Genomic DNA, 15,882 nt, shown 5'->3' with positions numbered 1-15,882 from the left:
AACAATAACGACTTCTATGATAACTGTTATTCTTCGATAAGCCATGAGCTGTTACTCAGCTCAACCCACCGGTTGTATAACTTATACAACGATGGAAAATAGTCGGCAGAAAAATTTCGCTGATCAATATTAATTTGATATCGATAGTCAAGCTGGCCGGTTGTATTGTCGTACCGTTCTATAAACTCAGCCCCGGAAAATCTGATTGTACGGCCGGCATTAACAGCTACACGGTAGCCCTGCGGCAGTTTTATTGAATACGACAGGTCTAACTTTTCGGGTGCATCAAGCGTGATCGGCAGATTGCGATCGGGACCGGAAAAGGGATTTTCATTTCTATAACCCACAACCATAGGGCTAAATTTGAGTCCATCAGTAAAACTCGTAGCATAGTTCTCGATCTCAAACTCACCGGTAAATTCTATCGGTTCTCCATATTTCTCCGCATTTTTTACTACCACGTCTTTAGCACTCATTTGAGGATATCCATCAAATAGCGTTTGGCGAAAAATCTCACTGTCACTGTTTCCATCCGCCTTTTGTTGGCGTATTATCTGGGCCGGATACCCCTGCTGCACAGCTTCCACTGTGCCCCGAAGTGTGCCATTTCGGTCAAGCTGGCCGTCAATTTGAATCTGTATATCAAAAAGACTTTTATCGGGATTAATGTCGATCCATTCGTACTCATCTTCTCCGAGCACCAAGCCGCGACTGCCATAAGTATCAACTGGAATTAACCCCGGCTGACTATATGAAAAGCCGGCATCCATCAGGTATGATTGTCCGTCAATTTCTGACCGGACCATCAACCCATTAAACTGATAGAAAGAGGGAAAATCCATATTTATTTTTCCCGATTGTCGAGTTGAAATCAAAACAGGATTCGCTTCTATACCAGCCCCCTTAAGCATAGCAACAAGCGTCTGATTAATGGCTGCCTGGTTGGAAGGTTCACCGGTAAGAACTTCTTCCCCCGAAGTTTGACTAAAAGCCGTATGCTGGCCCGAAAAATTAACGCGCTCATTCAGGTAGTGATAGATACTGTCCTGAACCTGACTTTCTGGAACTCCATCCAAGGAGCCTGCAATTGAGTCTCCCACTGCTTCCGCCTCGTTGTTCTCATTAATAGATTCCCAGGGATCCGTTTTATCCCGAATTCGAGCTACAACAACTTCCCAATTATTTTCGAGCTGTTGACGTGGAACCCCAAACTCACTCAGTAAAAATTTAATCTTTCCGCGGTAATCATCCAGCGTAGTTATATAAGCCTCTTCTTTAACGGGCGGGATATCCCTGGCCATCCATCGCTCAGTAACAACGGGTTGGGGCTGTGGTATGGTAAAGACTTTGGGAACCGAGCTGGTATCGGTATACACCACATCATGTGTTATTCTTCCATCAAAATTTTCGGTATATGACTGATATCGCAAATATTTGGGATAGGTAATCGTGAGTTTAGCGTTATCTGTCGGCACTTTGTGAGAAAGATAAAAGTCGGGTAGCTCCTCGATATAACGACGTTCAATCGTATAGCGATATTCAATAACGGCACCATCCTCGACAGCGGGCATAACAAACTCTTTGACATTATAACGCGAATTAATGTTGATGGTACGAATATCCTCCTCTGATAAAGCTACACGTCCACCGGAAGGCAAATAGGTATAAGCCTCAAGAGAAGTTACGCGCTCCATATCATTTTCAAAATAATATGGTATTGCAACAACTGATGCTTCTTGAACTGAATCGTCAAAGACTTTAATCCGGATGTGATGCTCTAACACCGCTAATATTGACTCATCGGCCTCCTGAAAAGACACATTAAGCTCTTTATTGGTAATCCGGTAGGGGATATCATCTTCCGGGGCTTGCATCTGAAAAAGCGAGTCAGGGATACTGCCAAATTCTGCATCCGGCATATTTTGTGCCGTGACCCCACTAATGCCAAGCAGTACAATACATGCAGTTGTGATAAAAAATCGATCCAAAAGAAATGCCATCAATTCAAATTTAGAACTCAATAACGTATTGCCAGCCGATTCATTCTGTAATTAAATTTCATTAATCACAAATCGACCGTTATTGTAAATAGCTTCTGCTCGTCCCTTTAACTCTTCACCCAAATAAGGTGAATTCTTGGATTTAGATCGTACTGCTGACTCTGAAAATGTCCACTCCTCATCCACATTGAAAAGGGTTAAGTTAGCCTTTGTCCCCTCCTCTATTTTGGGAATATCTAAGTTCAAAATCTCCCGCGGCTTTTCTACAAATTTGGTCAGTAATGTTTGCAGATCAAGCACATCTGAGTCCAACAATCGTTTTACACTAATGCTCCATGCCGTTTCCAAGCCGATAATTCCATTGGGCGCATAGATAAATTCCACTTCTTTCTCTTCAATCGCATGAGGCGCATGATCGGTACAAATGGCATCAATGGTACCGTCAGCCAGTCCCTCAATCATCGCATTCACATCTTCCTGCGTTCGTAGCGGGGGATGCATTTTTACATTGGTATCGAAATCACGTCGTTCAATTTCTTCGTCCGTTAAATCAAAATGGTGGGGACAAACTTCGGTCGTAATATTGATACCATCGGCCTTCGCCTGTCGCACCAAGTCCACTGCCTTAGCCGTGCTGATATGCGCCACATGAATATGTCCACCGGTAAATTGGGCCAGAAGAATATCGCGGGCAATCATGGTTTCTTCAGCTATGCCGGGCGTACCGTCGATTCCCAACCGTGCCGATACTTTTCCTTCGTGCATGTGGCCCGGTCGAGAAAGTTTTAAATCCTCTTCGTGATTAATAATAGGCATCTCCAGCATGGACGAATACTCCAGCGCCACGCGCATCAGCTGCGAATTATAGACCGGATCACCGTCATCACTAAACGCCACTGCACCGCCCTCTTTCATGTCGCTCATCTCAGCGATAGAATCACCTTCTCGCTCTTTGGAAACACAACCGATGGGATGCACTTCAACAGGTAATTGCTCAGACTTTTTCTTAATGAACTCCACGACATCCCGCGTGTGAATAGGTGGATTTGTATTGGGCATGCAGGCCACTTCTGTAAATCCTCCAAAAGCCGCTGCAGCACAACCGGTTTCTATTGTTTCCTTATGCTCGTAACCAGGCTCCCGCAGGTGAACATGCATATCCATCCATCCGCCAGAAACATACGCCCCGCCGGCATCATGGATTGTCTCATTCTCTTTTTGGGGATTTAATTCAGTACCAATCTCAGCAATAGTCCCATCCGTTATACGGATATCAACCGTTTGCGAACCGTCAAAATCACCACCGACCGGCCTGACGTTCCGTAACAATAAATTAGGCGTGTAACTCATAAAAACTTTCCGTTATTTTTGTGAGCAAATATACATGTTTTCAACAGAATTCAATAACCTGCAAATAGCTGTCAGCCATAAGTCATTAAAAAACAAAGATAACCGCTGAATACTTACCACTCAAAGATTTTTACAATGGATCAATCGGATCTTTTCACTCCACAAATACTCTCGGTTTCTGATTTAACCGACGAAATAAAAACCCTGCTTGAAGGCAATTTCCTTGACATTAAAGTTGAGGGGGAAGTCAGTAACGCCTCTACCAGTCGGGCGGGGCACACCTATTTTACCATCAAAGATGAAGACGCACAACTCTCGGCGGTGATCTGGCGTGGGGTTAATCAGCGTTTAGGAATAGAACTGGAAGACGGTCAGCAAATTATTGCCGGCGGCGATATCCAAGTGTATCCGCCGCACGGAAAGTACCAGCTGATTGTGCGATCGGTGGAGCAGGCCGGGAAGGGAAAGCTGCAAGAAGCCTTTGAAAAGCTCAAGAAAGAACTCAAAGAAGAAGGACTTTTTGATGACGAGCACAAAAAAGCACTCCCGAAGTTTCCGTTTAAAATTGGCGTAATCACCTCCGCAACGGGAGCCGCTTTTCACGACATTCGCGATACGTTACAACGCCGCTGGCCGGTAGCCGAAGTATTATTGCATCACGCAAGTGTGCAGGGCGTTAATGCCGCGCCCCAGCTGGTAAAGGCGATCAACTGGTTTTCACAGGAACAAAATATAGATTTGCTTATCATTGGTCGTGGCGGCGGTTCGCTGGAGGACCTATGGCCGTTCAACGAGGAAGCGGTAGCTCGTGCGCTATTCAATTGCAGCATTCCAACCGTAAGCGCTGTGGGACATGAAGTAGATTTCAGCATCTCTGATTTCGTAGCCGATGCCCGTGCTGCCACACCTACCCAAGCTGCAATTCTTGCAACTCCTGACATCAACGAAGTACGCATGTTTGCCGATGACCTATCCACGCGTCTGCATGATATTATACAGGAGCGAACAACAGAACAAAAAGAACGCATCCAACAGTTGGTACAATCTCATGCCCTGCAAGTAGTGCAGCAAAAGGTAGCAAACAATCACGAGAAAGTGACCAACCTTGTAGATCGCATTCATCATCGACGTGAAGTTCATTTCATGAAAAAACATGATAAACTCAAAGAATTGCGTCATCGATTAGAGCTCAAAAACCCCAATTCTGCCCTTGAACAGGGATATTCACGCATCTGGCAAAACGAGGAATGGATTCGTTCTGTCGACGAGTTTGATGCTGATAAGGAAACAACCATCGAATGGAAAGATGGGAAGCAAACCCTTGAGAAATAGACTTGTTTCGTACCTCTGGTGCGAAACGTATTCTATCCCATAGCAGAGCAACAGGATGAGAATAATTCACTATTTGTCGCGATCAATCTCTCTCTAAATCCCTATTTTCTAAGAGGCAACTTTTGGACTCCTCAACCAAAACAACGAGTTCCTCCTTTGAAAAGCCTGCCTGCACTAAGCCATTTTAAAAGACTGCTATAGTTGAAAATATTTCGGCGTAGGCGGGAAAGTCAGAAGGATTAAAAAGTTTGGGTTAATCAATTCCCCTAAACTACGCCAGGGCTTCGTTAAGCAAGCTAAATCCCCTTTCTCCAAAGGGGATTTAGCTTGCTTACTTCACGGTTTTGAAATCGGCCTTAGATTCTGAGTGAAGGGAAAACGGATGAAAAGGATAATTTGTACCAGTGACATATCACAGACTTATCACAAAAAGTGACCGACCATCAGAATTATCCCATCCGCTGAGCGCCGTGGGTTCAGAATCCAACGTCTTGATCTTTTAGTATCTTTTGGCTGAAACCCAAAGATGCATCACATCTATTTTCATATTCTTGCTTCATTATAAGTTCTTGTTCAAAGGTAAATATCCATATTGATCCGAATATTGGGTGATATGTTTTAACCCAGTTGCAAAAAATGTGTATGATCTACAATATTATGAAAGATAGCTAACCTAATCGAATTAAGACATTTGCACATGGAAGTTTACAAGTATCGGGGTGGAACTGAACACACATTCGAACGAGATCTTGATGCCCTTGAAAATAATTATTTCTGGGCACCTACATATTCTGAACTTAATGATCCCTGCGAAACTCTTATCATTGCGGATACATTTAAAAATCAAACTAACTCCCTAAAAAATTATTCAATCTAAGTCACAATTCTATAGAAGACCTCAATGAATCTTTTGAGGATTTAATATCTCGCAGATTTAAAGCTGGAATATATTCACTATCAAGGACATATAAACACGAATTATTATGGGCCCATTATGCAAGCGAGCATACAGGGTTTTGTATTGAATATGATTTAGAAACCCTTGTGAAAGATAATATATACCAAGATTTCTTTCATTTTTCAGTAGATTATGCAAAGAGTCCTCCTATTATTAGGATGAACGATTTAAAGAATGGAGAGGCAAATCAATTAATTAGAAAACTTGCAGGTACTAAATCAAAATCTTGGGCTTATGAAGAGGAAATACGAATAGTTAGTGATGAAGCAGGAAGACAAGATTATGACTATTCAGCAGTTGAGAGTATCTATTTTGGACTCAGAATGCCTGAACAAAAGAAGAAAGTTATAATGGACCGGATGAAGGGTCGTGGGATCAACTATTATCAGATCAACCTCAAAGACGACTCATATAAATATGAAAGAGAGCCAGTTTGCGATATTTACGATGATGCTACAGCATATCTTTTTGAAATACCAACTGAAAAAAATCAACAATCATCTGAATATGAAATAGTAGAAAAAACTTATAAACAATATGCAGACAAAGGAATGATCACAGTCCAATTGCCAAAGAAAATCACCGAGAATCAACTCTCGCAAATTGCACATGACATCAAAGAAAAAGTATTTCAACGAGCAAGTAGAGTCTTTATGACCTACTATTTACCTCATATGAAATATGGAGAAGGCGCTTGGGCAACTACTCATTATAAGTCTGATTATTTTGACATATCCATTAAAGGCTTAACTATTACACAGGAAGAAAGAATTATTAATGAGTTACAAAATGAAACAAGGAATTTCATCGGAAAATGGATCGATGAAACTCCATTTTTAAGTTGTGGCTTAGTGCTGTATCAGAAGAATGGTGATATATTCCTGGAAAGAATATATCCCAATGGGGATAAATCAGAAAAGCAAAAAATCGCATCACAAACTTCTCAAGGCACTCGATATGATGACAGTGAGACCAATACCCATGGGGAATATATAGTCGTTAAAGAAAATGGAGTTCTAAAGTTTTATTCTCCTGATGGTGTATTTAAAACGCTGAAACCGTTTTGATTTAACAACTAAAAATATTACCCAATCCTCCTTTAGATTGGACTTAAAAGGCGGAAACATACTAAAAAGACCACCCCACTAACCTGAAACAGGGTACTTCAGGGTAGCGAAGCAGCCTATTCCACTATAGTGAAGTGGTCTAATTGAGGGTTATAGGGTTAAATAACGCCGGAATGGCTTATTAAGATACGTCATAAACAAACCCGTCCGCAGGGTATCCCTGTTGTAGCGCGTGTTGCGGACTTCAACACGGTATGTGCCAGCTGTTAAGCTATCCGGAATACGCAGGGGTAAGCGTCTTGGGCTCATTCGTGCGTATTTGGTTGGCCTCGGTCTCTGAATTGGCAATATTACCCTCAATATCCAGATAAAACTGGTATTCCCAGGGTTTGTTGGCATGGGACACGATTCGGGCTTAGTCATGTCAATACATGGTTTCAAGGGAGTTCAACCCCCGAGGTAAGCCTAAGTAAGAGCTATTCGAGGGTACAACCCTCTCGTAACTGACATGTTTTTTTTCTATTTTTTGCTGACATAAAAAGGACAGAGTACTTCCACCAACTAAAAACAGATTTCATGCAGGGAATAAAATAATCTTGTATAATGAACAAGTAGATTCGAATATCTTTCATCCAGTATTAAATTTTCTACCAATATGCTTGAACAATACCGCATACAAATCAATTATAAAACCCGTGAGCGGCAAATTCTCAATGCCCTGTTGGCACTGGCCACGGGATGCCTCACGCTCATTTATCCGAATTTTCTTTACCTGATTGCAGGCGGATACCTCGTAGCCCTGGGCATACTGTTTATGACATTCCGTATATCCCCGACCTTATCCGCTATTCCCATCGTCGCGGGGATCGTAATCTTTATTTTTCCCGAACTTATACCCGTTACTTTTGCAGCCTTTTTAGGAGTGTTCGGGCTTATTCTTCTTTTGGGATTTCAGTTTGCCATATTTGGGGTAATCACACTTATTATTGCATTGCTTATCGTAATGTATCCCGGATCAATTGCTTATCTGATCGCTTCCTTTTTACTGATCTATTCCGTATCAAATCTTATACGATTTTACCAGGATTGGAGAACCCAATAGCTTTATATGTCTGCTTAAACTTGCTGTATTCCAACACATCTAGGTTTCAGGATTTTATAATCGACCTTGGGTTCTGAATGAAGAAAAAGCGGATGAAAAGGATAATTCTGTACCCGTATTATACCAGAAATATATCGCAAAACGTCATGGACCATCAGAATTATCCAATCCGCCGAGCGTAGTGGGTTCAGAATCCAAAGTCTTGATCTTTTCGTCCCTTTTGCATCAAGGTAAAAGGGACACTACATCTATTTTCTCTCCCATCCATTGCGCAACTAAGCTATAGGATAAAGAAACTAAAGGAAACATCCCTCCCGCCTACGGCGGCACTCCGCTGCGTCGCTAAAGGCCCACTACGCCAAAGTGCTACGTAGGGCCGTGCTATGAAGCGTCGGCGACCTTCAAAGGGAGAAAAACTTACAGTTTTAGCAATTTGGACTTCTTCTATTCCTCTCCATTCCCAACTTGAGCAGGATAGCACCCGAGCACTTTTAGCGAACTGGCTTCTTGCTCTAATTCCTGAAGGGCTACTCGTATCTCCGAATTGGCAATATTACCCTCAATATCCAGATAGAACTGGTATTTCCATGGTTCGTTGGGCTTGGGACGTGACTCGAGCTTGGTCATATCAATACCATGATCAGCAATAATATTCAGACAGCCAACCAGTGCGCCCTGTTCATGAGTGGTTACCATAAGCAAAGAAGTTTTACATGGAATCTGCGGATCAACTTCCACCGGTTGAGGTCCGACTACCACGAAACGAGTAAAGTTTTCGGATTGATTCGCCAAATCACGCTTTAAAATATTTAGTCCATAAATCTCAGCAGCATAACTTCCGGCAATAGCAGCCTGGGAAAGATCTCCATCTTCCAATACTTTCTTGGCTGACATCGCCGTATCGATATAGGATTCCACCCGACAATCATGGAGCTTTGCCAGAAAATTACTGCACTGCGCTATAGCTTGTGGATGCGACATGATGCGACGAATGCGATCGACAGGGATGTCTTCCAATGCCAATAGACAGTGAATGATCCGAATAGCCTCCTCACCCACAATGTGGAGTTCATCATCTGCCAGTAAATCATACGTTTCCCGAATAGATCCGGCTGTCGTATTCTCGATAGGCAGAATCGCATAATCTACCTTGCACTCTTTTACTGCCTCGGCAGCCTGACGAAAAGTGTCATAACCAAAACAATCAACCTGACTGTAGCGCTCTTCAAAATGTCGGAATGCAGCCTGATGGCTAAAGGCCCCATCCGTCCCCTGATAGGCAACTTGAACCGTTTCGGCACCCTTTTGTTCATTCTGATAATCAACCAGCGAATGGGTCTGAAAGCGTACGGAGTGATGAATAATATCCTTGAACAACTGCTCAGCAAAGTAACGATCAAGTCCGGCTTCGCGAGCCAGTTTTGTTATTTTTGACAGTAGCTCTTCTTCTCTTTCAGTATCTCTTATATCGGATTCATCATCAATTTTCAGCTCCGAAATTTCGCGCACTAAGTCCTGCCGCTTGGCCAAAGCCTTGATAATGGTCTTATCGGTTTCATCGAGCAGTCTTCGAATAGAGTTGAGCTTATCAGACATCAAAGTTGGGTACTATTATACTGAGTGAGAATTCTTAGAATATTATATTCCCGCCTTTAATGAAAGAGAAAATTGCATCTATAAAGTAATCTTGTCGTAACGCTCTGTGTGGCGACAAATATGTCCTCAATATTCCGACGCAGAACATCGGAATATGAGTAAATAATTATCAAGATGTCGATTTACGGTACCTGAAAATGGAGGCGGGCAGAATTAATACAGCCATCACCGTGAGTAATCCAACTAAGTGCTGAACTTCGAACCAACCCGCCCCTTTAAGCATTACACTCCGCATAATCTCAATAAAATGCGCAATGGGATTGAAGATCGTCAGCTCCTGTGCCCAAACCGGCATGCTTTGAATGGGCGTAAACAATCCGCCCATCAGGATAAATACTACCATGAGAAACCATGCAATGAACATCGCCTGCTGTTGGGTATCTGTAATTGTGGATATAAACAATCCAAGTCCCTGCACCACCAGCAAAAAGATTCCGGCAATCCCAAAAAGCAACCATGCGCTCCCCACAAAAGGGACGCCAAAACCGTAGTAAGCGATGAGTAATCCAATACCCAGCTCAAAAAGAGCTATAATCCAAAATGGAAGTAGCTTGCCGATAATAAACTGGTATCGCTTGATAGGCGTAACGTTTAGCTGCTCGATAGTGCCGATTTCACGTTCGCGCACTATATTCATCCCTGATAAAAACATCCCGATCATCGAAATAAGAACCACTAAAATGCCCGGCACCATGTACTGGATATAATCAAGGTTGGGATTGTACCAGCTGGCAGGAATAACTTCAATCCCTTGCTGATTAGTAAGTTTGATGTTCTCAACATTTGGTCGAATCCTGCTGCTAAAATCTTGTATAATAGATCGCCCGTACCCCTGGATGAGTCCCGCCGTTGTACCGTCCACGGCATCAATATTCAACTGCACCGAAGCAAATTGTCCCAATTTTAAACGCTGTTCAAAATCCTGCGGAATCACTAAAGCTAAACGGACATCGTTACTACGCATTTTTTCAATTCCGTCATCAACATTAAACGAACTGCTTTGCAGGTTAAAATACCCAGTCGCCTGAAATTTTTGAACTAACTGTTGAGAAGCCTCGGACTGATCAAAATCAATCAAATGGAAATTTACTTCTCGTATTTCGTAGGTCGCTGCAAAGGACAGCAGAACCAACTGTACGACGGGCATCAGGAAGATAATAGGCAACATTCCCTTATTCCGGAAAATCTGCAGAAACTCTTTTTGGAGTAAGAATCGAATCGTTCTCATTTATATAGCTACTTAATAATTCAACAATTTTATAACACTATTACTTTGGTAATCAGTTATCAGCAAGCTGTTAAAACTTTACTTACTGATAGCTATTCTAACCTCACCTTAAAATTCTTCACGCTCAATACAATAAATCCGAGCGTCATCACAAGTAATATCAGCGTTTCTTTCCACAACAATAGCAAGCTTGAATCTTTGAGCATGATGCTGCGAACAATTACTAAAAACCAACGGGCCGGAATCAGATTACTGATCCACTGCAGCGGCCAAGGCATGCTGGAGATGGGAAAGATAAATCCTGATAAAAGTACGGTTGGCAGCAACAGTCCCGCCAGTGCCACCATCATGGCTGTCTGCTGGTCGTTGGCTTTGGTTGAGATAAATACACCGAGCGCCAACGCGGTAAAAATGAACAGCAGAGATTCCACCATAAAAAGTCCGTATGAACCACGAAACGGAACCGCGAACACCCATTCAGCCAGTGCTAAAACCGTTAGGACATTTACAAAAGCCAATACCAAATATGGCAATACCTTGCCGATGATTATCTGCGCCGGACGCAGTGGCGAAACGAGCAAAATCTCCATATTACCCATCTCTTTTTCGCGAGTGATAGAAATAGAGGTCATCAATGCTGAGATGAGCATCAATATTACAGCGATAAGTCCCGGTACAAATAGATTTACACTTTTGAGCTGTGGATTAAACAGCATGTTCGCATTTGCGACTACTCCACTGTTTTGCTCATTGGGTAGTCCGCTTCTGCGCTGTTGCCAATCCACAATAATAGAGGTAGAATACTGCTGGATAAGCTGAGCTAAATTAGGATTTGAAGCATCCGTAATCACATTAACCGAGGGGCGTTCACCACGCTGTAGCTTCCGGGCGAAATCAGCTTCAAAGACCAATACTTCATCAATATTTCCTTTCTGAAAAAGGTCGTCAATCTTATCGTACCGCTGTATCTCTCCCACCACTGTAAAATAGTTGGAGGCATCGATTTTATTAATGAGTTCCTGCGTAACCTGATCTTGGGAGGCATCCAGTACCATTATATTGGCATTTTCCACCTCATTACGGATGGCAAACCCAAACAATAGCATCTGAATAATCGGCATCCCAAAAAGTACTACCAAGGTACGCTTGTCGCGGTAAATCTGTTTAAATTCTTTGACCACAAAACCGACAAAGGCCGCAATTTTATTTTGTATTCGATTATTCACCTCGTTCGGCACCCCGGGCCAGCCTTATAAATACTTCTTCAATATCATCGGCATCAAATTGCTCTTTGAGTCCGGCCGGGGTATCTAAAGCATCAATATTGCCATCTACCATAATTGAAACCCGATCGCAATACTCGGCTTCATCCATATAGTGGGTAGTCACAAAAACGGTGGTTCCTTCTTCAGCCACTTTGTAGATCTGCTCCCAAAACTGTCGCCGCGTAATAGGATCAACACCGCCGGTGGGCTCATCAAGAAATACGATATCCGGCTCATGAAGCAGGGCTACCGAAAAAGCCAGCTTCTGCTTCCACCCCAAGGGTAATGAACCGATCATTTTATTTTGAAGCTCTTTCATTCCAAGCATATTCACAAGTTCATCTGATTTCTGCTTAATCTGTTGGTCTCCCAAATCATAAATACCGCCATACAACCGAATATTTTCACGTACTGTTAGATCCTCGTACAGCGAAAACTTCTGACTCATATAACCGATACGTTTCTTAATCTGCTCAGGCTGCTCATACACGTCATAGCCGGCAACCGTTGCCTCCCCCTCAGTGGGCACCAGCAACCCGGTGAGCATACGCATGGCTGTCGTCTTACCGGCTCCATTAGCGCCCAGGAATCCAAAGATCTCCCCCGCCCCCACTTCAAATGAAATATGGTCTACCGCGGTAAAGTCACCGAATTTTCGTGTTAACTTTTCTGCCTTTATCATTGGATTATTCATAAGTCTCCTCCTGTTCCATTAGCCGCATAAAGGTATCCTCAATATCTGGGGCAATGGCCACAACCGTTGGATTGATCACACCCTTTGATTTCAAATATTCCATTATATGCTCGGCCTGTACCTCTTCGCGCTTATCGGTGTAATGCACATATTCACCAAAGGGCTGCACCGATTCTGCATATTCATAAGAACGAAGTAGTTGAATAAGCTGATATTTGTTCTCTGTCTTTATGGCCCAAAGCTGGTTATGAAATGTTTTTGTGATACGCTCAGGAGTATCTATGGAAAGAATTTGCCCATCTTGCATGAGGGCAACGCGATCGCATTGCTCGGCCTCATCCATATAAGGTGTTGATACCAAAATGGTAATATTTTCTTCTTTTAGACGATGTAGCATCTGCCAAAACTCTTTGCGTGATACCGCATCTACCCCTGTGGTAGGCTCATCCAAAAACAATACTTCCGGCTTATGGATGAGAGCACAGCTTAAGGCCAGCTTCTGTTTCATCCCCCCGGACAAGGCCCCGGCTAATCGATCCTTGAAGGGTTCCAGCTGACTGTAAATAGGCTCAATAAGATCGTAATTAGCATCAATAGTTGTTCCAAATACTGAGGCAAAAAACGCTACATTCTCTTCCACCGAAAGATCCTGGTAAAGCGAAAAGCGGCCGGGCATATATCCCACATGTTTACGGATCTGTCGATAATCATCTACTACATCCAATCCTAATACTAAGGCCTCTCCTTTGTCGGGCTTCAGCAAGGTTGTTAATATTCGAAAGATGGTTGTTTTTCCCGCCCCATCCGGACCTATCAATCCAAAGAGCAATCCTTCATCCACTTCAAAGGATATTCCCTTAACGGCTTCTTTAGCCCCATAACTTTTGTGCGCATGATGTACACTTATTGGTTTCATAATAAAAGCTTGTCATGCCGAATTTATTTCAGCATCTACAATTATAAATGATGTTTAAGATCCTGAAACAAAGCTTGTCCCGATACATCGGGGGTTCAGGATGACATTATGGCTATTGCCTAAAAATTCACTTCTCCGGGCATTCCAATTTTTAAAATCCCATCGGGATTGGGCACCTTTACCTTAACAGCATACACCTGGGTTACGCGCTCTTCTTTCGTCTGTATCATTTTCGGCGTAAACTCAGCATCCGATGCGATCCAGCTTATATGTCCGGACATTGACTGATTTTCATCCGCATTTTTATCAACCAACACTTCTACCTGCTGTCCCAACTTTACTGAAGGCAATTGTGCTCCACTGATATACACTCTTAAATCCAGGGTATCCAGATTAGCAATCTGGTAAAGGGGCTGTCCCTGACCAACAAGCTCGTGCTGTTCAACAAAAGTCGTAAGCACCGTCCCATTTACGGGATTCATTACATGAGTATCGTTTAGCTGTTGTTTAACCTGATTTAATCGTGCACCTATCGTTTTAATTTCTGCACGCGCCGATTTTTTCTGGCTTTCCAAAGCCTCAATCTGTTTTTGAATTGTCTGTACCTTTCCCTCTGCGTCATCCAGCTGCTGTACAGTAGCTGCCTCATCCTCTCTCATTGCGCGGATTCTTTCCAGATTTTTCTGTGCCGTTTCCAGTTTTTGTTGCTGTACTGCAATTTCTGCATCAATATTATCTATTTGTGATTCCGCGGCTTCTCGCTGAGATGCAAGCTCCTCTCTTTTCAAACTCGACTGTACCGTATCAATTACTGCCACTTGTTTCCCCGCCGAAACAGCCTCTCCCTCCGAAATGGTAAAGGACAACAGTTCCCCGGAGGCCTTCGCCGATACGGTCGTTTCTACCGCTTCAAATTGTCCGTAGGCATCCGACCTTTCGTTATTAGCGCACCCACTCATCATCACAAAAAAGAGAACACCTAAAAAAATCCCATACAAACTATTTCTCTTAGATCTCATCATCTCGTCTTTATCTATATTCAGTTATACCTAATGCTGTTTGATAATCGATTTTCGTCTGTGCCAGTTTTGTTCGATGAATCATCTTCGACAGCCAGGCCTGTGTAACCTTGTTCAACTCCGTGATATATTCCGTTGCCGTGACACTGCCGTTTTTCATCTGACTTGCTTTTTCATCCACCACTTTTTCTCGCAGTTCGATAATCTGCTCATCCTGCTTTACCTTCTCCTCAAATAATTCTACCTGCTCCCTGATCTTACTTAAACTTGCTTTTAGCTGACGCTCAAATGCCCGTTCTTCTTCAGTGATTGTTTTCTGTTGCAACTTATAAGTCTGCTTCTTTTTTACTGCATTCTGTGCATTCCAAAAGTTCCATTGCAGTCGTAAACCCACCATATAAAAGGCATGAAACTCATCCTCAAACACATTATAACCCGGACGCCCATAAGCAGCACTGCCAAATGCTGATAGCGTGGGCCATTTCTCGGTCTGCGCCAATTTTTTTTGGTAACTCAACACTTCACGATTACTTTCAAAAAGCTCAAATTCGGAACGCTGCCTTGGCATTTTCTCGTCCGAAGGTAAATTTACTTCCGGCATTTGAAGTTTTGTATGGGGATTAATCTCCTCTCCAATAAGATTACTTAACATTTGATACCCGGAGGAGATATTAGATCGAATTTCAGCGGAATCCTGTCGGGCGTTAATAAGCTCTGCTTCCAGCGTATATTTCTGACTCGGAAGGAGCACCCCATGCTCTACTTTAGAGGATACCTCTTTAATTTGGGCTCTGAGGTTTTTCATCAGCTTGCTAATAACGTGAAGCTGCTCCTGAGCTAACAATATCCCAAAAAAAACCTGATTCACCTGCTCTTTAAATTGATGCAACTCTACTTCCGTGGCTTTATTTTGTCTCTGCCCACGGGCTTCCTCAAGCTCTTCTCTGATGCCTACTGCACCGCTGTTATAAATAGTCTGTGATGCCTCTACCGTGGCTTTATACTGATCTTTACTGAGCTGGGCTGCGGTAAACGATCCGCCGGATGGAAACGGAAATTCAGTTACTTCGGATTGGTAAGTTGCGATAGCCCCAAAATTGAGCTGCGGATAAGCCGCCGTACTGGCAATCTTTTTGTTGAGTTCGGTAATCTGGTTCTGTAAATCGATCTTTTGGGCCAGCGGATAGTTCTCCTCAATTTGCGTCTGGATATCCTCAAGTGAAAGCGTATCTGTGGGTGTCGGCTGAACGCCTACCAATGTTATGATAGAAAACAGTAGTGCGGTTAGCATTTTG

13 protein-coding genes are annotated in these 15,882 nt (G+C 43.0%); 3 read left to right on the top strand and 10 right to left on the bottom strand.

All coding sequences use genetic code 11. The features are described from left to right. Positions 1-26: 26 nt before the first annotated feature. Positions 27-2,021, bottom strand: coding sequence for a DUF3857 domain-containing protein (locus CK503_RS11855; RefSeq protein WP_141239926.1), 1,995 nt, complete (start codon positions 2,019-2,021; stop codon positions 27-29). A 30-nt stretch (positions 2,022-2,051) separates the two neighbouring features. Beyond that, the gene (locus CK503_RS11850; protein ID WP_095607034.1) at positions 2,052-3,350 is read right to left on the bottom strand and encodes a dihydroorotase; all 1,299 of its coding nucleotides are present in this window, start codon (positions 3,348-3,350) and stop codon (positions 2,052-2,054) included. A 135-nt stretch (positions 3,351-3,485) separates the two neighbouring features. On the opposite strand from CK503_RS11850, the gene xseA reads away from it, so the two are divergent. Continuing rightward, positions 3,486-4,682, top strand: coding sequence for an exodeoxyribonuclease VII large subunit (xseA, locus tag CK503_RS11845; protein WP_095607033.1), 1,197 nt, complete (start codon positions 3,486-3,488; stop codon positions 4,680-4,682). Positions 4,683-5,570: 888 nt separating this feature from the next. Then, positions 5,571-6,707 (top strand): DUF2971 domain-containing protein, encoded by a 1,137-nt coding sequence (locus CK503_RS11835; RefSeq protein ID WP_095607031.1) that lies wholly within the window; start codon positions 5,571-5,573, stop codon positions 6,705-6,707. 271 nt (positions 6,708-6,978) lie between these two features. Here the strand turns inward: CK503_RS11835 and CK503_RS16345 are convergent, their stop codons facing one another. Continuing rightward, the gene (locus CK503_RS16345; protein ID WP_255233407.1) at positions 6,979-7,113 is read right to left on the bottom strand and encodes a hypothetical protein; all 135 of its coding nucleotides are present in this window, start codon (positions 7,111-7,113) and stop codon (positions 6,979-6,981) included. 249 nt (positions 7,114-7,362) lie between these two features. On the opposite strand from CK503_RS16345, the gene CK503_RS11830 reads away from it, so the two are divergent. Then, positions 7,363-7,809: a hypothetical protein gene (locus CK503_RS11830; protein ID WP_095607030.1), complete on the top strand. Its 447-nt coding sequence runs from the start codon at positions 7,363-7,365 to the stop codon at positions 7,807-7,809. Between the two features lie 444 nt (positions 7,810-8,253). On the opposite strand, the gene pheA is transcribed toward CK503_RS11830, so the two are convergent. The 7 genes from pheA to CK503_RS11795 all read right to left on the bottom strand — a co-directional run bounded on the left by pheA (position 8,254) and on the right by CK503_RS11795 (position 15,878). After that, positions 8,254-9,405, bottom strand: a complete 1,152-nt coding sequence (gene pheA, locus CK503_RS11825) for a prephenate dehydratase (protein WP_095607029.1) — start codon at positions 9,403-9,405, stop codon at positions 8,254-8,256. A gap of 169 nt (positions 9,406-9,574) precedes the next feature. After that, entirely contained in the window at positions 9,575-10,693 is a 1,119-nt protein-coding gene (locus CK503_RS11820) for an ABC transporter permease (protein ID WP_095607028.1), read from the bottom strand. 92 nt (positions 10,694-10,785) lie between these two features. Beyond that, positions 10,786-11,919 (bottom strand): ABC transporter permease, encoded by a 1,134-nt coding sequence (locus CK503_RS11815; RefSeq protein WP_255233406.1) that lies wholly within the window; start codon positions 11,917-11,919, stop codon positions 10,786-10,788. Continuing rightward, on the bottom strand, positions 11,912-12,652 hold the full coding sequence (locus CK503_RS11810; RefSeq protein ID WP_095607027.1) for an ABC transporter ATP-binding protein: 741 nt from the start codon (positions 12,650-12,652) through the stop codon (positions 11,912-11,914). The genes CK503_RS11815 and CK503_RS11810 overlap by 8 nt, the downstream gene beginning before the upstream one ends. Then, entirely contained in the window at positions 12,645-13,568 is a 924-nt protein-coding gene (locus CK503_RS11805; protein WP_095607026.1) for an ABC transporter ATP-binding protein, read from the bottom strand. The genes CK503_RS11810 and CK503_RS11805 overlap by 8 nt, the downstream gene beginning before the upstream one ends. Before the next feature lie 119 nt (positions 13,569-13,687). Next, positions 13,688-14,590: an HlyD family secretion protein gene (locus CK503_RS11800; RefSeq protein ID WP_095607025.1), complete on the bottom strand. Its 903-nt coding sequence runs from the start codon at positions 14,588-14,590 to the stop codon at positions 13,688-13,690. A 7-nt stretch (positions 14,591-14,597) separates the two neighbouring features. Continuing rightward, positions 14,598-15,878, bottom strand: coding sequence for a TolC family protein (locus CK503_RS11795; protein ID WP_095607024.1), 1,281 nt, complete (start codon positions 15,876-15,878; stop codon positions 14,598-14,600). Positions 15,879-15,882 lie beyond the last annotated feature (4 nt).

The sequence above is a fragment of the Fodinibius salipaludis genome, assembly GCF_002287075.1.
GTDB lineage: Bacteria > Bacteroidota > Rhodothermia > Balneolales > Balneolaceae > Fodinibius > Fodinibius salipaludis.
This window is presented reverse-complemented; position numbering and strand designations above follow the sequence as displayed.